This is a genomic window from Streptomyces sp. NPDC045846 (genome assembly GCF_056431605.1).
Genome location: NZ_JBWKKJ010000006.1, coordinates 47,656 through 67,231 on the forward strand (window position 1 = coordinate 47,656; position 19,576 = coordinate 67,231).

Annotated in this window: 16 protein-coding genes; 12 read left to right on the plus strand and 4 right to left on the minus strand. The window is 72.3% G+C overall.

The window, feature by feature from the left end:
• The first annotated feature begins 26 nt into the window (after positions 1–26).
• Entirely contained in the window at positions 27–887 is an 861-nt protein-coding gene (locus AC07F3_RS17720) for a spermidine synthase (RefSeq protein WP_479115024.1), read from the plus strand.
• Here the strand turns inward: AC07F3_RS17720 and AC07F3_RS17725 are convergent.
• Both AC07F3_RS17725 and AC07F3_RS17730 read right to left on the minus strand, forming a co-directional pair.
• Positions 849–2,150, minus strand: a complete 1,302-nt coding sequence (locus AC07F3_RS17725) for an MFS transporter (RefSeq protein ID WP_479115026.1) — start codon at positions 2,148–2,150, stop codon at positions 849–851. The two genes, AC07F3_RS17720 and AC07F3_RS17725, sit on opposite strands and share 39 nt — an antisense overlap.
• A 75-nt stretch (positions 2,151–2,225) precedes the next feature.
• Positions 2,226–3,278, minus strand: coding sequence for a DUF8017 domain-containing protein (locus tag AC07F3_RS17730; RefSeq protein WP_479115028.1), 1,053 nt, complete (start codon positions 3,276–3,278; stop codon positions 2,226–2,228).
• A 108-nt stretch (positions 3,279–3,386) separates the two neighbouring features.
• Here AC07F3_RS17730 and AC07F3_RS17735 point away from each other — a divergent pair, with 108 nt between their 5' ends.
• The 3 genes from AC07F3_RS17735 (at position 3,387) to AC07F3_RS17745 (ending at position 7,309) form a co-directional block, all read left to right on the plus strand.
• The gene (locus AC07F3_RS17735; RefSeq protein ID WP_114035182.1) at positions 3,387–3,824 is read left to right on the plus strand and encodes a DUF4442 domain-containing protein; all 438 of its coding nucleotides are present in this window, start codon (positions 3,387–3,389) and stop codon (positions 3,822–3,824) included.
• 275 nt (positions 3,825–4,099) lie between these two features.
• On the plus strand, positions 4,100–6,580 hold the full coding sequence (locus tag AC07F3_RS17740; RefSeq protein ID WP_479115030.1) for a beta-glucosidase: 2,481 nt from the start codon (positions 4,100–4,102) through the stop codon (positions 6,578–6,580).
• 75 nt (positions 6,581–6,655) lie between these two features.
• On the plus strand, positions 6,656–7,309 hold the full coding sequence (locus AC07F3_RS17745) for a DedA family protein (protein WP_479115848.1): 654 nt from the start codon (positions 6,656–6,658) through the stop codon (positions 7,307–7,309).
• 56 nt (positions 7,310–7,365) lie between these two features.
• On the opposite strand, the gene AC07F3_RS17750 is transcribed toward AC07F3_RS17745, so the two are convergent.
• Positions 7,366–7,809, minus strand: coding sequence for an SRPBCC family protein (locus tag AC07F3_RS17750; RefSeq protein WP_479115032.1), 444 nt, complete (start codon positions 7,807–7,809; stop codon positions 7,366–7,368).
• Positions 7,810–7,903: 94 nt separating this feature from the next.
• On the opposite strand from AC07F3_RS17750, the gene AC07F3_RS17755 reads away from it, so the two are divergent.
• A complete protein-coding gene (locus AC07F3_RS17755; RefSeq protein ID WP_479115034.1) occupies positions 7,904–8,434 on the plus strand; it encodes a gamma carbonic anhydrase family protein in 531 nt (176 codons plus the stop codon).
• Between the two features lie 59 nt (positions 8,435–8,493).
• Positions 8,494–9,237 carry an acyltransferase gene (locus AC07F3_RS17760; protein WP_479115036.1) on the plus strand — a complete coding sequence of 248 codons (744 nt, stop codon included), beginning with the start codon at positions 8,494–8,496 and terminating at the stop codon, positions 9,235–9,237.
• Here AC07F3_RS17760 and AC07F3_RS17765 read toward each other — a convergent pair whose 3' ends face one another.
• Positions 9,238–10,104: an EamA family transporter gene (locus AC07F3_RS17765; RefSeq protein WP_479115038.1), complete on the minus strand. Its 867-nt coding sequence runs from the start codon at positions 10,102–10,104 to the stop codon at positions 9,238–9,240. It lies immediately after the preceding gene.
• Between the two features lie 132 nt (positions 10,105–10,236).
• Here AC07F3_RS17765 and AC07F3_RS17770 point away from each other — a divergent pair, with 132 nt between their 5' ends.
• The 6 genes from AC07F3_RS17770 (at position 10,237) to fxsT (ending at position 19,543) form a co-directional block, all read left to right on the plus strand.
• Complete coding sequence (locus AC07F3_RS17770) at positions 10,237–10,809, plus strand: helix-turn-helix domain-containing protein (protein WP_479115040.1); 573 nt, start codon at positions 10,237–10,239, stop codon at positions 10,807–10,809.
• A 44-nt stretch (positions 10,810–10,853) separates the two neighbouring features.
• Positions 10,854–11,006 (plus strand): hypothetical protein, encoded by a 153-nt coding sequence (locus AC07F3_RS17775; RefSeq protein WP_479115042.1) that lies wholly within the window; start codon positions 10,854–10,856, stop codon positions 11,004–11,006.
• A gap of 304 nt (positions 11,007–11,310) precedes the next feature.
• Positions 11,311–11,502: a hypothetical protein gene (locus tag AC07F3_RS17780; protein ID WP_479115044.1), complete on the plus strand. Its 192-nt coding sequence runs from the start codon at positions 11,311–11,313 to the stop codon at positions 11,500–11,502.
• 20 nt (positions 11,503–11,522) lie between these two features.
• The gene (locus AC07F3_RS17785; protein ID WP_479115046.1) at positions 11,523–13,946 is read left to right on the plus strand and encodes an FxsB family cyclophane-forming radical SAM/SPASM peptide maturase; all 2,424 of its coding nucleotides are present in this window, start codon (positions 11,523–11,525) and stop codon (positions 13,944–13,946) included.
• A gap of 190 nt (positions 13,947–14,136) precedes the next feature.
• Positions 14,137–15,576 carry a TIR-like protein FxsC gene (locus tag AC07F3_RS17790; RefSeq protein WP_479115048.1) on the plus strand — a complete coding sequence of 480 codons (1,440 nt, stop codon included), beginning with the start codon at positions 14,137–14,139 and terminating at the stop codon, positions 15,574–15,576.
• Positions 15,569–19,543, plus strand: a complete 3,975-nt coding sequence (fxsT, locus tag AC07F3_RS17795) for an FxSxx-COOH system tetratricopeptide repeat protein (protein WP_479115050.1) — start codon at positions 15,569–15,571, stop codon at positions 19,541–19,543. Before AC07F3_RS17790 ends, fxsT begins: the two co-directional genes overlap by 8 nt.
• Positions 19,544–19,576 lie beyond the last annotated feature (33 nt).

Here is a 19,576-nt window from a genome sequence, read left to right on the forward strand (position 1 = left end):
CCGGACGCCGGGCGCACAATGGGACCGTGAACGACGACCAGCGCGCCGAGCCGATACCCGTCGTCCGGGAGGTCGACTGGGGCACCGCCAAGCTGCTGCCCGACATCGACCGCGAGCGGGCCTGGCTGCTGACCGTGGACGGCGCCCCGCAGTCCTACGTGGACCTCGACGACCCGACGTACATCGAGTTCGAGTACGCCCGCAGGCTCGCCCATGTCGTGGACTGCGCGGCCGACGAGGGCGCCCCGCTCGACGTGCTGCACCTCGGCGGCGGAGCGCTCACCCTGCCCCGCTACGTGGCGGCGACCCGGCCCGGCTCCCGCCAGGACGTGGTGGACGCCGACCGCGCGCTGGTCCGACTCGTCCTGGAACACCTGCCGGTGCCCGAAGGACTGGGGATCGCCGTGCACGCGGCGGACGCCCGGGCCTGGGCCGAGGAAGCACCCGCCGCCTCGGTGGACCTGCTCGTCGCGGACGTCTTCGGTGGCTCACGCGTGCCCGCGCACCTCACCTCGATCGAGTACGCCCGGGTCGCCCGGCGGGTCCTGAGGCCCGGCGGCGTCTACGCGGCCAATCTCGCGGACGGCGCGCCCTTCGCGTTCCTGCGCTCCCAACTCGCCACGTTCCAGGCGGTGTTCGCGGAGGTCGCGCTCATCGCCGAACCGTCCGTGCTGCGCGGGCGGCGCTTCGGGAACGCGGTGCTGGTCGCCTCGGCGCACCCGCTGGACGTCGGTGCGCTGGCCCGGCGCACGGCGGGCGACGCCTTCCCGGCGCGGGTCGAGCACGGCGACGCGCTGCGCCGCTTCGTCAAGGACGCCGAGCCCGCCTGCGACGCGGACGCGCGGCCGTCACCCGAGCCGCCCGACGGCGCCTTCGGCATCGGCTGACACCCCGCTCCCGCGCCCGGCCACCGTCTCGGTGCGCCGGGTCAGACGGCGTACGTCGGGCACGCACAGGACCGCGGCGGTGAGCAGCACGATCAGCGCCGAGCAGCACCACAGCGCGGACGTGCGGCCGACCGCGCTCTCGGCCGGGCCGGCCAGCGCGGTGGCCAGCGGCACCATGGCGATCGAGCCGAGCCAGTCGTAGGCGGAGACGCGCGAGAGCTTCTCCTCCGGGATCTCCTGGTTGAGGGCGGTCATCCAGGAGACGCCGAAGACCTCGATCGAGACGCCCGTCAGGAGCATGACCGCCGAGAGCGCGGCCACCGGCAGCGGCACCGCGAGCGCCGCCGAGGGCAGGGCCAGCGGGAAGACGCACAGGGTGCCCGCGAGCAGCAGGCGGCGGGGCTTCCAGCGCGTCATCAGGAGGGCGCCCGCGACGGTGCCGACGCCGAACGCGGCGAGCGCCATTCCCCAGGGTCCCGGCCCGCCCAGTTCGTCGCGGGCCACCAGCGGCCCGTACACCGCCTCGGCCGCCGCGACCACGGCGTTGACCACCGCGAACTGCACCACGATCGCCCACAGCCAGGGCCGCGAGACGAACTCCCGCCAGCCGTCGCGGAGATCGGAGACCAGGCCGCCGCCGGCCGCGCGCGCCGGTATGTGGGCGACGTCGAGGAAGGCGCGCAGCGCGCCCGCCACCGCGAAGGCCGCGGCGTCGACGGCGAGCACCCAGCCCGCGCCGAACACGGCGATCAGCGCACCGCCGAGGGCGGCCCCGCCGATGCCCGCGCCGTGCATCGCCATCCGGTAGAGCGCGAAGGCGCGTCCCGCCTCCGGGCCGCTCACGCTGGACATCAGCATGCCCTCGGAGGCCGGGCCGAAGAAGGCCTGGCCCACGCCGCCGAGCGCGGTGAGCACCATCATCTGCCACAGCCGGGGATCACCGGTCAGGACAAGGAGCGCGAAGGCGCCCTGGGAAAGGAAGTTGAGGGCGTTGGCGGCGACCATGACCCGGTGCCGCGGCAGCCGGTCGGCGAGCGCGCCGCCGACCAGGAGGAACAGGACGAGCGGCACGGTGCGGGCCGCCGCGACCAGGCCCACGTCGCCCCCGCTGCCGCCGGACTGCAACACCGCGAACGCGGCGGCGATCAGCGCGCCCTGGCTGCCCAGGTTCGTCACCACGGCGGCCGCGGTCAGCAGGGTGTAGTTGCGTCCCGCCCAGGAAGGGCGGCGCGCGGGCGAGGGAAGGGCGGCGGCGGAGGTCACCCAGGGACTATCGCCGCCGCCACCCCGTGGCGCCAAACCGTTTGTGCACCGGCTCGCGCCCGAGCCGCGGCTCCGTCAGGATCCGGAGCCGGTGACCGGCACCAGACGGATGGTGCTGAGGATCTTCTGGATGGTGTCCTCGGGGACCGCGTCGGGCACGCCGGTGTTGGCGATGAAGCTCCAGGCGGCGAGGTCGCCCTTGGCGGTCTTGAAGCCGAACAGCACGGACTGGCCCTCGGTGGAGCACTTGTCCGTCTTCTTCACGCCCGTCGTCTTGGCGCGCACCACGCTGCCCTGGAGGCCGGACTTGGTGGTGTAGGGGACCGGTTTCTCGGAGGTGATGTGGTTCTTGTCAGGCTGGGTGTAGGCGTAGTACAGCCAGTCGTCGGCCTGCTCGGCCGCGTCGTCGGTGGACTTGGCGCCGTTGGCACCCTTGGTCCCGACGCTGGCCAGCGCGGTGTTCTCGTCGCGGCCGCTGGAGTTCTTGGCGGTGCACCACTTGGACTTGTAGTAGGCGGGGGCGGACATCATCATGCCGCCGAACCCGTTGGGGTCCGCCTTGTCGGACCAGCCCACGCTCATGCCGGGGCTGTCGACCTCCCAGTCCGGCGGTACGTCGAAGGCGTCGCCCTTGGTCGGGTTCACCACGACCTTCCAGCCCGCGATCACCGGCTGGACCTGGGTGCCCGCGCCCCTCGGGTTGGGAGCGGGGGAGGACGGCGCGTCCGAGCCGGAGGCCTGGGCCGACGGCGACTTCTTGTCCTTGTCGGCCTGGTTGGTGCTCTTGCCGTCGTCCTTGAGGACCAGCACGCCGGTCACGGCGGCGGCCACGACCACGGCGGTGGCCGCGACGATGGCGATGAGGGTGGTCTTCTTCTTGTCCTTGCCACCCGGGTCGTCCGGCGGCTGCGGCGCCCCGAGCGGGCTCCCCACCGGGTACTGCGGCACCGTCGGCTGCTGGTACGGGTTGGGCGTCTGGTAACCCTGCGGCGGATACCCGGGCTGCGAGGGCTGCTGCCCCGGCTGCTGGTAGGGATTCGGCTGCTGGTACCCCGGCTGCTGGTACGGGTTCTGATTCGGATCCTGCGGGTTCTGCTCGCCCCCGGGCGGCTGCTGTCCTGGCCACATGGCCAGTAACCATAGAGGTGCCTTCGTGCCGCTGCTACGGCCGCCCCCGGCAGGGGATGGCCAACGGTCGCTACCCATGGGTAACATCACGCCATGAGCGCTGATCAGATGACCGTGGGCGAGATGCTCACCGCGACCGTTCCCATGGCCCGCACCCTCGACCTCGAGTTCCTGGAGACCACCCCCGAGCGGGCCGTGGTGCGACTGCCGGACCAGGCCGCGTACCACAACCACGTCGGCGGCCCGCACGCCGGAGCGATGTTCACGCTCGCCGAGTCCGCCAGTGGCGCCATCGTCATCGCCGCCTTCGGCGACCAGATGAACCGCGCCGTGCCGCTCGCCGTGAAGGCCGAGATCGGCTACAAGAAGCTCGCCATGGGCGTGGTCACCGCGACCGCGACGCTGGGCCGCCCGATCGCCGACGTGGTGGCCGAGCTCGACGCGGGGCAGCGCCCCGAGTTCCCGGTGTTCATCGAGATCCAGCGCGCGGACGGCGCCGTGACCGGCGAGATGACCGTCGTGTGGACCCTGCGTCCCCACTCCTGACCGCCCCAGCGCGGACCACGGAATCCGAAGGCGCCCCGGCAACGGCCGGGGCGCCTTTTCCCGTCCCGACCGCCGCCCGCTCCCACTTCTCTCCCTTCCGCTCCCCTTCATTGACTCTTCCACCGGACGGTCCTACGTTTCCCGGCGCCTCGTGGCGCCTGACGGGTTGTCAACTCGATCGTGACGCATAGTGCGTTCACAGGTCGAACGCTGGCCCGCCGCCTGCTGTGCCGCGGTCCACCACCTCGTGCCCGCACACAAAGGAGTGACGGTCCATGTCCGAGACCGTGTCCCGAAGGTCAGCCCTGCGCCTGCTCGGCGGCGCCGTCACGGTCGCTGCGGCCGCGACCGGAACCCTCACCGCCCCCGCGCGCGCCCTTCCCGCGGCCCCGGCCCCGCGCCGGGTGGAGGTCCTGCTCGTCCGTCTCACCCTGGACGAGAAGATCGGCCTCCTGCACGGCGCCGACGATCCGCACGGCCTCGGCCAGGCCGGCTACGTCCCCGGTGTGCCGCGCCTGGCGATCCCTCCGCTCAGACTCGCCGACGGCCCGGCCGGTGTGCGGGTCACCGCGCACGCCACCGCCCTGCCCGCCCCCGTGCTGCTCGCCTCCGCCTTCGATCCCGCGCTGGCCCGCGCGTACGGCGAGGTGATCGGCCGCGAGGGCCGCGCGCTCGGCCAGGACGTCCTCCTGTCGCCGATGGTCAACCTGATCAGGACCCCGTACGCCGGACGCAACTTCGAGACCTTCTCCGAGGATCCGCTGCTCGGCGCCGACCTGGTCGAAGCGGAGATCCGCGGCATCCAGAGCCAGGGGCTCATCGCCACCGTCAAGCACTTCGCGCTGAACAACCAGGAGAAGGACCGCATGTCGATCGACGTGCGGATCGCCGAACAGCCCCTGCGCGAACTCGAACTCCGCGGCTTCGAAGCGGCCGTCGCCGCCGGAGCGGGCGCCGTGATGGGGGCGTACAACAAGGTCAACGGGGTCTTCGCCTGCGAGAACAAGCCAATTCTCGACGACGTCCTGCGCGGTGACTGGGGCTTCGAGGGCTGGGTGATGACGGACTGGTTCGCCGCCCACAGCACCGTCGCGGCCCTCACCGCCGGACTCGACATGGAGATGCCGAGCGGGAACTACCTCGCCGACGCCCTGCGGCGGGCCGTGCTCGACGGCAGCGTCCCGGAGGAGCTCGTCGACCGTTCGGTGCGCCGTCTCCTGTCCGTCATGGACCGCTTCGGGCTGCTCGACGGGAGCGCTCCCGCACGTCCCGACCGCGACCCGCGGGCCGGGGCGCGCATCGCCCTCGACGTCGCCAAGGCGGGCGCCACCCTGCTCCACAACCGGCACGCCACTCTCCCCCTCACCGGCCGTGCCGCCCACGCCATCGCGGTGATCGGCCCCACCGGAGCCATCCCGTTCGTGAGCGGCGGCGGCAGCGCCCACGTCGTGCCCGCCCGTGCGGACAGCCCGCTCGACGCCCTCAGAGCCCGGGCCGGCGACGGTGCCCGGGTCGTTCACGCGCTCGGCGAGGACCTCTACGGCAAGCCCCTCCCCGGCACCTCTCCCGGCGCCGACTTCGAGGGGCAGCACGTCGAACCCCGCGCCACCTGGACCTACGACGGCACGCTCACCGTGACCGAGGCCGACGAGTGGACCTTCTGCGTCCACTACTCCGGCGACCGGCCCAAGGTGCACCTCGACGGCACCGAACTCTTCCCGCCCGCCCCCGGCCTCGGCGAGTTCTTCGCCGGGGGACTCGTCGGCGCCGCCCCCGACGGGCTCACCGTCCGGCGCGCCACGCTGCGCCTGGCCGCCGGAACCCACCGGCTCGCCGTCACCGCGAAGGGCCGCGACAAGGGCCAGCTCTTCCGGCTGCGCCGCACCACCGGAGCCACCCGCGCCGCCGACGTCGCCGAGGCCGTACGCGCCGCACGCTCGGCCCGGAGTGTCGTGCTGTTCGCGTACGAGGACGCCACCGAGGGCGCCGACCGAACGGCTCTCGCGCTGCCCGGCCACCAGAACGAGCTCATCGAGGCGGTGGCCGCCGCCAACTCCCGCACCACGGTGGTGCTCAACACCTCCTCGTGCACCACCATGCCGTGGCTGGACCGCGTCGGCGCCGTCCTGCAGATGTACTACCCCGGCCAGGAGGGCGCCGAGGCCACCGCCGCCGTCCTGTTCGGGGACTGCGATCCCGGCGGCCGGCTCACCCAGACCTTCCCGGTCTCCGACGACCGGCACCCGATGGCCGGGGACCCGCGCCGCTACCCCGGCGTGAACGGCACCGAGGAGTACTCCGAGGGCATCCACCTCGGCTACCGCTGGTACGACGCCGAGGACGTGGACCCGCTCTTCCCCTTCGGCCACGGCCTGTCCTACACGGCCTTCGCGTACACGGGCCTGAGCGTGCGGCCCGACGGCGACGGGCTCGCGGTGGGCTTCACCGTCCGCAACACGGGCCGCCGCACCGGCATCACGGTGGCCCAGGTCTACCTCGGCCCCTCGCCCGACCTCGGTCTCGACCAGGTGCGCCGCGCGCTGGCCGGCTACCGCCGCCTGGAACTGGCGCCCGGCCGCGCGCGGCACGTGACCGTACGGATCTCCGCCCGCTCGCTCTCCTCGTGGGACCCCGACCGGCACCGCTGGGTCCTCGGCACCGGAAGGCGCGAGGTGAGCGTGGGCGTCTCGGCGCGCGATCCCCGCCTCGTGGGGCATGGCCTGGTCCCACCGCGCCCCGCGGGCGACCGAGCCTGACCGGGTAGGCTTCCCGGCGTGCGCCAGGGGGGCGCACGCCGGGCCCCGGCCCGGTGCGAGCGGGAGGAAGCGGCGTTGCACATCCAGGAGTGGCTGGAGCACATCCCCGCCGTCAGCGTCTATCTCCTGGTGGCGCTGGTCATCGGGGTCGAGAGCCTCGGCATCCCGCTGCCCGGCGAGATCGTCCTGGTCAGTTCGGCCCTGCTCGCCTCCCAGCAGGGCCACATCAACCCGGTGGTGCTCGGCGCCTGCGCCACGGCCGGCGCGGTGGTGGGCGACTCGATCGGCTACGCCATCGGCCGCAAGGGCGGCAGGCCGCTCCTCGCCTGGCTGGGCCGCAAGTTCCCCAAGCACTTCAGCGAGGGCCATGTCGCCATGGCGGAACGGTCCTTCCAGAAGTGGGGCATGTGGGCCGTCTTCTTCGGCCGCTTCATCGCCCTGCTCCGCATCTTCGCGGGCCCGCTCGCGGGCGTCCTGCACATGCCGTACTGGAAGTTCCTCATCGCCAACGTGCTGGGCGGCATCTGCTGGGCGGGCGGCACGACGGCCGTCATCTACTACCTCGGCATCGTCGCCGAGTCCTGGCTGAAGAACTTCTCCTACCTGGGCCTGGTGGCCGCCCTGCTCATCGGCGTCGTCTCGATGCTGGTCGTCAAGAACCGCGCGAAGAAGTCGATGGCCGAGGCGGAGGCGAACGCCGCCAAGGAGAACGTGCCCGCCGGAGACTGATCGCTTGAGCGGATCCGTTCCGCTCAAGGACGTCCCGATCGGGCCCGCCCGAGCCCTCAGGGCGTGCCGTCGTGCAGCAGAACCTTCAGGGCCCGGCCGAACACCACCTGCCCCGCCCTCGCCGTCAACGGGTCCAGCGCGCGCGGCAGTCCGCGCACCCGCAGGTCCTCGCGCCACACCAGGTATGCCCCCGACCCGGCCGGGCCGACCTCGATCTCGGCCCAGCCGGTGACGGCCCGCCCGCGCTTCTCCAGGCGGCACCGGCCCGGCCGGTCCCCGGCGGGCGGCTCCCAGCGCACGATCTCCATCCGGTCGTCGAACCCCAGCGGGCCGAGCCCGGTGCGGGCGACGAACACGGTGCCGGCGCCGACCGGCGGCGGGGTGCGCACGATGACCCGGGTCAACGGGACGCCGTCGCCGTGCCGTTCCCAGGCGGTGAGCCGGCGCCACGCCTCGGCGGGGGTGAGACGGGTGCGGCGGTCGATCCGGAAGAGTGCCATCGCGCGATCGTAAGCGGCCCCCCGACCGAGCGGGCCGCGGCGCGGTCGCTTAGCGTGACACCCGGCGCGATGGAATCCGTACGAGGAGTGGCGCATGGCAGAGCAGGCGTTGGTCGTGGCAGTGGGCGGCAAGGCCCCCGAGATCGCCCCGACCGCATTCACGGCACCCACCTCCGTGGTGCTCGGCGAGGTCACGCTGGGCGCGGGCGCGAGCGTCTGGTACCACGCGGTCCTGCGGGCCGACTGCGGGCCGATCGTGATCGGCGCCGAGAGCAACATCCAGGACAACTGCACGGTGCACGTCGACCCGGGCTTCCCGGTCTCGGTCGGCGAGCGGGTGACCGTGGGGCACAACGCCGTGCTGCACGGTTGCACCGTCGAGGACGACGTGCTGGTCGGCATGGGGGCCACCGTCCTCAACGGCGCCCGGATCGGCGCCGGTTCGCTGATCGCGGCGCACGCGCTGGTGCCGCAGGGCATGGTCGTGCCTCCCGGCTCCCTGGTCGCGGGCGTACCGGCCAAGGTGCGGCGCGAGCTGACCGACGAGGAACGCGAGGGGATCAAGGTCAACGCCCTGATGTACCTGGGCCTGGCCGAGGACCACCGCAAGGCGCACGGCGGCTGAGCGGAAGATCACAGGCGTCGGCCCTGATCGGCGCGGTCGGCGATGAGTACCGTGAGCGGGTGCCCAAGAACAGAAACACGTTCTCATCGCTGACCGCCTGGCGGCGCCGTATCGCCTCCCGCGCGGTCCACGGCGGTTGGGGCTGGATCAAGGAGGCCGGGGCGGTCACGGCCGAACATCCGGGCAGGCTCCGCTTCCGCCGGATCGGCACCGGCACCCGCCTCGCCTTCCCGCAGGGCACGGTCTTCGGCGAGCCCTGGATCGAGCTGGGCGACCACTGCATCATCGCCGAACAGGTCACGCTCACGGCCGGGATGATGCCCGGGCTCGACCTGGGCGCCGAGCCGATACTGACCCTGGGCAACGGCGTCGTGCTCGGCCGGGGCAGCCACGTCATCGCCGATACGACGGTCACCATCGGCTCGGACACGTACTGCGGCCCGTACGTCTACATCACCTCGACCAATCACAGCTACGACGATCCGCACCAGCCCGTGGGCAAGCAGTGGCCGCGCATGGAGCCGGTCGAGATCGGCCCCGGCTGCTGGCTCGGCACGGGCGCCGTGGTGCTGCCGGGCGCCAGGCTCGGCCGCAACGTGGTCGTGGCGGCGGGCGCGGTCGTCCGCGGCGAGGTGCCCGACCACGCGGTGGTGGCCGGGGCGCCCGCGCGGATCGTGCGCACCTGGGACGAGCAGAGCGGCTGGCAGCCGCCCTTGCGCACCCCCGCCCCGGTGCCCATCCCGGCGGGCGTCACGCCCGAACAGCTCCTCGCCCTCGCGGAGTTGAGCCCCGAAGAGGCCTGATCAGCCAGTGGCGAGCAGCACGGTGCCGACCAGGGCGAGCCCCGCCCCGGCCGCCTGCACCGCGCGAAGCCGCTCCTTGAGGACCCCGCGGGCGGCGAGGGCGGTGACCACCGGGTAGAGCGAGGCGAGCACCGCCGCGATGGTGACCGGGCCCTGCTGGGCGGCGATCGAGTACGTCCCGTTGGCGGCCACGTCGGCGAGGCCCACGAAGGCGAGCGCGGGCAGCGAGAGCCACACCAGGCGCGGCCCGCCGTCCTCGGGCAGCGCGCGGGCGCCGCGCCGCACCGAGACGAACAGGGCGGTGCCGCCGACGGCGACGTTGGTCACGCGCTGCACGAAGAGGGCCAGGAAGAGCCCGGTGACGTTCGTGGACGCCTCGGAGATCAGCGCCATCACCGCGCCGAAGCCGAAGGCGGCGAGCAGGGTGAGCAGGATGGCCTGGCGTCGCACCGCGGCGCCGCGGAACTCGGGGCCGCCCGCCAGCAGGATGCCCACCACGGCCACCGCGATCCCGGCGAACTGGAGGACGCCGGGGCGTTCGCCGAGGACGAGTCCGACACCGACCGGCACCGCGACGCCGAGGGAGCCCAGCGGCGATACGACGCCCATGGGGCCGAGCGCGAGGGCCTTGTAGAAGCTGAGCATGGCGACCGGGCCCACGGCCCCCGCCGCGACCGCGAACCAGAGCTGCGGCCCGGCCTCGTGCCATCCGCCGGTGGCGGCGACGACCGCGCCGAGGACCACCACGGCGACGGTCTGCGAGGCGACCACGACCGTCAGGGCGGGCATGCGCCGGGTGAGCAGCCCGCCGCCGAAGTCGGCCAGCCCCCACAGGAGGCTGGTGGCCAGGGCGAACAGTGCTGTCATGGGGAGCCTCGCAGTACAGTGCGGGTGACGCGGGGGAGCAGTGGGGTGCACTACACCGTAGTGCAATGAACTGGACCCTGTCATCAAAAATATTGGACGGCTCCTCCCCGGGGCCCACCTCATGGACGGAATGTGTCGGACCTCGAACTGCTGACCCAGTCACTGGCCCGCAACGTCAAGCGCTGGCGCACCGAGCGCGGCTTCACCCTGGAAGCGCTCGCGACCCGCGCCGGAGTCAGCCGCGGCATGCTCATCCAGATCGAGCAGGCCCGGACGAACCCCAGCGTGGGCACGGTGGTGAAGATCGGTGACGCGCTCGGCGTGAGTGTCACCACCCTGCTCGACTACGAGAGCGGGCCCAAAGTGCGCATCGTCCCGCCCGACCAGGCCGTACGGCTGTGGTCCACCGAGCGGGGGAGCTACAGCACGCTGCTCGCCGGGACCGAGGCGCCCGGCCCGCTGGAGATGTGGCACTGGCATCTGGTGCCGGGCGACACCAGCGGCTCGGACCCGCATCCCGCGGGCACGGTCGAGCTGATCCATGTGACGCGGGGCACGCTCACCCTCGGCGTGGACGGCGTCGACCACCTGGTCCCCGCGGGCCATTCGGCATCGTTCGAGGCCAACGCGGCGCACACGTACCGCAACGAGGGATCCGAGCCGGTCGCCATGACCATGGCCATCTCGGTGCCGTTCGAACGCTGAGACGCTCAACAGGCTTGCGCCCAGGGCCTGTTAGCGTGGTAGTGATGCACACGCGCACCGAGGGGAGGGGCGCGGTGTCCGCGTCCGACCGTGAGCCGGATCGCGCCCCCGGGGCGCGCACCGTGATCGGTCACCAGCGCGTCGGGACGATTTCGGCCCAGTATCTGGTCATCGGGGCCGAGTCGGGTGGAGGCTGACTCATGTCGCACTCCCGTCTACGGGAGCGGCGACGGCGGAGTTCATCTCGGACGAAACCACTCGTGCGAGTGGTTTCTGCGCCACCGCCGAACCTGGGCACGGGCCAACGCAGTTGTGGTGTCCCGGGGGAGGCGGCAGTGGTCGGACCGGTCGCTCGTGGCGCATGAGCGCACAGGGGCACGGCGTGCGGCCCGAATTGCACGACGAACGAAATGCCCATGCAATGTTCTTGAGCCGTGTTCTTACGCAGTGATCCAGGAAGCCCCTGCTGCGCAAACGGCGCTCCGACCGAAAGGCGCTCTCGTGGAAGCTCTCGTCTCGGCGGCCGAACGGCCCGGCCCCGCCCCCCACAGGCCGGTCGGCAGGCGGCTGCCGCTGGTGCAGCGGGCGGCGGCGCAGAGCGCCGGGAAAGCTCCGGCGAGCCTGATCAGGGTGACGGCAGCGGGCTCGGCACCCGGCGTCCCCGGCACGTCCGCCTTCCAGTCGGCGCTCTGACGGGCGGAACGACCCCACCCATGGACCGGCCGATTCCGCCTGCCCTGTCGCAGTTCGTGCTGAAGGTTCACAGCCGCTGCGACCTGGCCTGCGATCACTGTTACGTCTACGAGCACGCGGACACCAGCTGGCGCGGGCGGCCCAGGGCCGTCTCGGAGGAGATCCTCGCCCAGGTGGCGGACCGGATCGCCGAACACGCCCGGCGCCACCGGCTCCCCACGGTCCACGTCGTCCTGCACGGCGGCGAGCCCCTGCTCGCCGGGCCCGGCCGGCTGCGGCGGGCCGCCGAGGAACTCCAGCGGGCCCTGCGCCACGTGAGCGCCCTCGATCTCCGCATGCACACCAACGGGGTGCTGCTCGACGAGGAGTTCTGCGAGCTCTTCCTCGAACTCGGCATCAAGGTCGGGGTGTCCCTCGACGGCGACAAGGTCTCCAACGACCGCCACCGCCGCTACGCCGACGGCCGCAGCAGCCACGCCAAGGTCATCCGCGCGGTGGAGCTGCTCAACCGCCCCCGCTACCGGCCCCTGTTCGCCGGACTGCTGTGCACCATCGACGTCGAGAACGACCCGCTCGCGGTCTACGACGCGCTGGTCGCCCTCGCGCCGCCCCGCATCGACTTCCTTCTGCCGCACGCCACTTGGGACACGCCGCCGCCCCGCCCCGGCGGTGCGGCCACGCCCTACGCGGACTGGCTCGACGCGATCTACCGGCGCTGGGACGCGGCCGGGCGCCCGGTGCCGGTCCGCATCTTCGACTCCGTGCTGCGCACCCTGCGGGGCGAGAGCAGCCTCACCGAATCGCTCGGGCTCGCTCCGGCCGACCTCGTGGTGATCGAGACCGACGGCACCTTCGAACAGGCCGACAGCCTCAAGACGTCGTACGACGGCGCCCCGGCCACCGGCATGGACGTCTTCACACACTCGCTCGACGACGTCCTGAAGCACCCCGGCATGCTCGCCCGTCAGCAGGGTGCCGAGCAGCTGTGCGCCCAGTGCCGGAGCTGCCCGGTCGTGCGGTCCTGCGGGGGCGGCCTCTACGCCCACCGCTACCGCACCGGCAACGCGTTCGACAACCCCTCCGTGTTCTGCCCCGACCTGCTGGCGCTGGTCACCACCATCCGAGACCGGGAGGCGGCCGTGTCCGCACCTACGCCGACGCCCGCTCAACTCCCCCTGGAACAGGCTGACGTGGCGGAACTGGCCGCGGGCTTCGGCGGGGCCGGGACCGTCACGCGGCTGGCCGCCGCCCAGCTGGACATCAACCAGGAACTCCTCGCCGCCGTCAGCGAGTGCGTCGCGCTCTCCGACCGCGACGGCGCGGCGGCCTGGGAGCTGGTGACCGACCTCGACGCCGAGGCCCCCGCCGAGCTCGACACCGTCCTCGCCCATCCCTACACCCGGCCCTGGGCGCTCGCCGTGCTCGAAGGCCGGGCGGCCCCCGCGGGCGGGCTCGCCGAGATCGCGGCCGCCACGGCGCTGCGGGCCCGCCTCGACCGCAGCGTCACGGTGCCGCTGCGCGACGGAACGCTGCGCCTGCCCGGGCTCGGCAGCGTCCGGCTCGACGGCGGGGCCGAACACGCCGAAGTGACCGCCGGCACCGACGGATTCACGGTGCGCGCGGGTACCCGGAGGCTCGACATCGGCTGGCACGAGGGCCTCGACGGGCCCACCCCGCACTGGCACCCGGTGCGCCTGTTCGAGGGGGACGGCTGGAGCGTGGCCATCGAGGACACCGACCCGCTCAGGGACTGCCACAAATGGCCGGTGGCCGAGCGGCTCGCGGCCGACGAGGCCAAGCTGTGGGCCGAGGACCTCACCGGCGCCTGGTCCCTGATCCGCCGCGAACTGCCCGCCTACGCCGACGGCGTGGCCGCCGGACTGGGCCTGATCACCCCCCTGCACGCGCCGCACGGCAGCAACGTCAGCGCCGCCTGCAAGGAGGCCTGGGGCGCGATCGGCGTGGCGCGGCCCGCCTCGCCCGACCAGCTCGCCCTGCTGATCGTCCACGAGTTCCAGCACGTGAAGCTCGCGGCGGTGCTCGACGCCGTCGACCTGTACGACAAGAGCGACCGGAACCTCTACTACGCCCCCTGGCGCGACGATCCGCGGCCGATCGGCGGGCTGCTCCAGGGCACGTACGCCCACATCGCCGTGACCGACTTCTGGCGGGTGCGCCGCACGACGGCGGACGGCGCCGGTCAACGGAGCGCCGCGGACGCCGAGTTCGCCCGCTGGCGGCAGCAGACGGCGGAGGCCGTCGAGGAGCTGCTCGGCTCGGGATCCCTCACCGACCTGGGGCAACGCTTCGTCGCCAGGATGGGCGAGACGGTGTGCGGCTGGCTCGACGAGCCCGTCTCCGGGGCCGCTCTCACCGCCGCGGCCGGCTCCGCCCGACGCCATCGGGCGGCCTGGAAAACCCGCGTCGAAGGCGGCGCTGAGTGAATTCCCCTGCGAATTGAGCGAATTCTCCCCCTCATTGATTGATCCACTCGACGGGTGCCGCATGATTTCGGTCATGATCTGATCGAAACTCCTTGAGTGGATCAGCCAATGGGTTTGTTCGTTCTGTTCCGCCGGAGAATCCTCCGTTCCTACACTGAGGTCCCATCCACTTGGACCGGGGGAGACAGTGGTGCAGGGATCAGTGGGGGCCGGGGGAGACGAGCAGAAGCCATACTTCTTCCTCAGCTACGCGCACACGCCGAAGAGCGACCCCAAGGACAAGGATCCCAACCTGTGGGTCCAGCGTTTCTTCCGGGACCTCTGCGCCCATGTGATGCAGCTGACGCCCCTTCCGGCCGGCAGTGCCGGCTTCATGGACCAGCAGATGCAGCCCGGCGAGGGCTGGCAGGAGCGCCTTTCGGAGGCGCTGGCGTTCTGCAAGGTCTTCGTTCCGCTTTATTCGCCGCGTTATTTCCTCAGCGAGCAGTGCGGCCGGGAGTGGTTCGCCTTCTCCAGCCGGGCCGTGCACCGGCCGCCTCCCGGCATGAACAACAGCGGCCCGGTGATGGGAATCGTGCCCGCGCTGTGGGTGCCCGTCCCCGCCCGGCAGTTGCCGCAGCCCGCCGAGCGGCTCCAGTTCAACCACGCCACCTTCGGCGACGAGTACGCCGACGAGGGCTTCTACGGGCTCATCAAGCTCAACTACCTGCGGGACCAGTACGAACGGGCCGTCTACCGGCTGGCCAAACGCATCGTGAGCGTGGCCCAGCAGACCCGGCTGGAGCCGGGTGACCCCTACCAGGACTATGCCAAGGTGCCGCCCGCCTTCGGTCCCACCAGTGGGCCCGCCCGCGAAATGGAGGTCTCCGTCCTCGCCTGCTCGCGCTCCAGCCTCCCCACCGGACGCAGCCCCAACTACTACGGGTCCGAGTCCCTCGACTGGAACCCGTACCACGCGGCGTCCTCCAGACCGCTCGCCGATCACACCGCCGACGTCGTACGCAAACTGAGCTACACCGTGCACCTCAGCGATTTCGAGGCCGAGCCCCAGCGGCTGCTGGCCGCGGGGCCGCCCACCGGCCCCGGACTGCTGCTGCTCGACCGCTGGGCCCTGGACGCCCGGGAGCGCCGCGATCTGATGGCGCAGCTGTCCGTCACCCCCCGGCCGTGGATCAGCGTCATGGTTCCGGGAAACGAGGCCGACCCCCAAAGCCGCGCGCACCACGAGGAGTTGTCGCAGCGGACCGAGGCCGCGCTGGCCGCCCGGGTCAACGAGGCCGACGGGCACCGCACGCCGAGTGCGGGCCTTCCCACCCTGGAAGCCTTCAGCAAGGCGATCCCCGCGGCCGTGAAGGCGGCGGTCAGACACTACGAGGCCAACGCGCCGACCTATCCACCGCCCGGCAGCGGCGGGCCGATGCCCCGGGTGCTTCCGGGCGGCATCGGCTACGGCGTCAGCGGCGCGGGCAGCCGCGGTCACGGCATGGACGACGACCTGGACGAGATCGACCGGACCGACGGGATCGGCGAGAGCGGCGAGATCTACGGGACCGGCGAGAACACGGACGGCCAGGACACGGACCAGGACAAGAACAACGGGGATAAGGCGGAGGGCTCATCAGATGACTGAGAACCGCAACGGGACCGTCGTCACGTTCTATTCGTACAAGGGCGGCACCGGACGGACCATGGCGCTGGCCAACTGCGCCTGGATCCTGGCGGCCAACGGATACCGGGTCCTGGCGGTCGACTGGGACCTGGAGGCGCCGGGACTGCACCGGTTCTTCCACCCCTTCCTCGACCTCGCCGACCTGGAGGCGACCCCCGGCCTGATCAACCTGATCACCGACTATCAGGACGAGGCCCGCCGCCCCGCCGACCGCGATCCCGACTGGCACCGCGACTACGCGCGCGTGCGTCCCCACGCCACCTCCCTCAACTGGAACTTCCCGCACGGCGGCAGCCTGGACTTCCTCTCGGCGGGGCGCCGCAACCGCGACTACCCCTCCATCGTGGGCAAGATGGACTGGGACGACTTCCACGAGCGGTTCGGCGGCGGCCAGTTCTTCGACGCCATGCGCGACGACATGCAGCGCCACTACGACTACACCCTGATCGACAGCCGCACCGGCCTCAGCGACATCGCCGACATCTGCACCGTCCAGATGCCCGAAGTCCTCGTGGTCTGCTTCACGTTGAGCGACCAGAGCATCGACGGAGCCTCGGCGGTCGCCCGCGACATCGAGGAGCGCTACCACGAGCGGCGCATCCGCATCCTGCCCGTGCCGATGCGCATCGACGACGGCGAGAAGGAGAAGGCGGACGCCGGACGGGCGCTGGCCCGCGAGAGCTTCCCCGGCTTCCCCAGCGGCCTCAGCGCGGAGGAACTGGGCAACTACTGGGGCACGGTGGAGGTGCCCTACCGCCCGTTCTACGCGTACGAGGAGATCCTGGCCACCTTCGGCGACGCGCCCAACGTCGGCAGCTCCATGCTCAGCGCCTGCGAACGGCTCACCTCCGTCCTCACCGGCGGCCTGGTGAACTCGCTGCCCCCCATGGACGAGGCCGACCGGCTCACCCACGTCGCCGCCTACACCCGGCGCCGCCCCATGCCGCCGTCGAACCTGGTCCTGACCCATGTCGCCGAGGACCAGATGTGGGCGGACTGGCTGGTGCACGTCCTGACGACGGCCGGATTCCACGTCGTGCCGATCGACGTCCGCACGCCCCGGGCGGCCACCGTGGAGGCCGAGTTCACCACCGGAGCCGGATACCGCGTCATCCCCGTGGTCTCGCAGGCCTACCTCAACACCGAGCGGGCCCGGAGCTTCTGGGAGACCGGCGCCGGGCTCGACGCCGCGGGCGGGCGGCGCCAGATCCTGCCGGTCCGCGTCGGCGACGTGCGGCTCAGCCCGCCGCTCAGCAGCCGGGGCGTCATCGACCTCGTCCGCCTCGACGAGAACGACGCGGGGGCCGCCGTGCTGCACGCGCTCGACCGGGCCGAGGCGGTCACCGCGCTGGCGACCGGGCCGGCCGGTCCCCGCTATCCGGGCAGCGTGCCCAAGATCTGGAACGTACGGCCCCGGCACGCCTGGTTCACCGGCCGTACCTCCGTTCTGGAGCGGCTGCGCGACCAGCTGCGCGGCGACAGCCGGTCCGCCCAGCGCTTCCCGCAGGTCCTGTACGGACTCGGCGGCGTCGGCAAGACACAGGTGGCCCGGGAGTACGCGCACCGCTTCCGCGCCGACTACGACCTGGTGTGGTGGGTCGAGGCCGAGCAGCCCGACCGCGTGGTGTCCTCGCTCGCGGAGCTCGCCGCCGAGATGGACCTGAGGGCCGGTGACGTGGTGGCCGAGGCCGCCACGGCCGCCCTCCAGGCGCTGCGGCGCGGCGCCCCGTACTCCCGCTGGCTGCTGATCTTCGACAACGTCGAGGACCTCGACCGCGCGTTGAAGCTGCTCCCGGAGGACATGGAGCCCATTCCCGGCGAGACCTACGGCCACATCCTCGCCACCTGCCGCAACAAACCGGCCTCGACCAAGGTGGAGGCCATCGAGGTGGAGGTCTTCACCCGCCCCGAGAGCGTCGAGCACCTGTGCCGCCGGGTCACCAAACTGCCCGCGGCCGACGCCGACCGGGTCGCCGACGCGGTCGGCGACCTGCCCCTGGCGGTCGAGGTCGCGGCCGCCTGGCTCGCCGAGACGGCCACCCCCGTGGACGCCTACGTGGAACAGCTCAAGGAGCAGAGCACCAAGGTCCTCTCGCTGGGCAAGCCCGAGGACTACTCCGAGCAGATCGGCGCGACCTGGAACATCTCCATCAGCCGTCTGCGCGACGAGTCCAAGGCGGCGGTACGCCTGCTGGAGCTCTGCTCGTTCTTCTCGGCGGAGCCGATCTCGATGCGCCTGATCGGCAGTGACTCGATGTTCGAGTCCCTGCTGCCGTACGACCCGGACCTGCGCGAGCGGTACATGCTGGGCAAGGTCATCCAGACGCTGAACCGGTTCGCGCTCGCCAAGGTCGACCCGGCGGACAGCAGCATCCAGGTGCACCGCCTCGTGCAGGCCGCGGTCCGGGCCGGCCTCAGCGACGAGGAGGCCGACACCGCCAAGCACGAGGTGCACCGCATCCTGGCGGAGGCCCGCCCGGTCGAGGGCGTCGACCGCGACAACCCGGTCAACGACCCCAAGAGCTGGCCCAGTTTCGAGCTGATCTGGCCGCATCTGAGCGCCTCCGGCATCGCCGACTGCGACGAGGAGAAGGTCCGCCAGCTCATGGTCGACCGCATCCGCTACCTGCTCAAGCGCGGTGAGCTGGAGAGCGCCCGGGTGCTCGGCACCCAGCTCAACAAGGTCTGGACCCGCGAGCTCGGCGAGAACGACCTGCAGACCCTCAACATCCGCTTCGAGCTCGCCAACGCGCTGCGTGCCCAGGGCAAGTACCAGGAGGCCCGGGCGATGGACGAGGACACCCTCGCCCGGCAGATCAGCGTCCTGCACAAGGACCACCCGGGCGACGACCACCCCAGCATCCTCATCACCACCGGCAGCCTCGCCGCCGATCTGCGCGCGCTCGGCAGGTTCGACGAGGCCCTCACCCGCGACCTGCGGATCTTCCAGGGGCTGCGGCAGATCTTCGGCGAGAACCATCCGCGCACCCTGATCGCGGCCAACAACCTCGCCATCGACTACCGGCTCAGCGGCGACAGCGAGGCGGCCCGCAGGCTGGACGAGGAGACCGTGGAGCGCCGCAGCGCCTTACTCGGCGACGAGCACCCCTTCACCCTCACCACCAAGGGCCACCTGGCCCGCGACCTGCGCGAGAGCGGCGAGTACACGGCCTCGGTGCAGGTGCTGCGGGAGGTCGTCTCGGCGTTCGAGCGGGTGCTCAACGCGGACGTGCCCGAGGCGCTGCGCACCGCCAAGAGCCTCGCGGTGTCCCTGCGCAAGGCGGGCCATCCGCACGAGGCGAAGCGGCTGACGGAGGAAACGTACAACCGCTACCGCGGCCGGTACGGGACCAAGGCGCCCGACGCGCTCGCCTGCTGCCTCAATCTGGCCGCCGACTTCTCGGCGACCGGTGACAAGCAGGCCGCCCTCGACCTGGCGATGCAGGCCCTGGAGGGATACCAGAACACGCTGGGGGAGGAGCACCCCTTCACGCTGGCCTGCCGCAACAACGTCTGCATCTACCAACGCGGCCTGGGCGCGGCCGAGGAGGCGGTGCGCGGCGGGGAGGACGTGCGGGCCGCCCTGGAGGAAGTCCTGGGGGCGCGCCACCCGTTCACGCTCTGCGCGGCGATCAACCTCGCCAACGCGTACGGCGACCTGGGCCGCCCGGACCTGGCCGAGCGCTGGGAACGGACCGCGCTCAAGGGCCTGTTGGAGCGGTTCGGGCCCACGCACCCCGATGTGCTCGCCTGCCGCTCCAACCTGGCGATCACGCTGCGGGCGGCCGGCCGCGAGGAGGAGGCCCAGCGGCTGCGGGCCTCGATCCTGGAACCGGCCGCGAAGCAGCTGGGCGTGGACCACCCGATCGCCGAGGCGGCGCGCGCCTGGCGCCGGATCAACCGGGATCTGGAGCCGCAGCCGGTGTGAGGGACGCGGGGAGTGCTCGGGCCCACCGGCCCG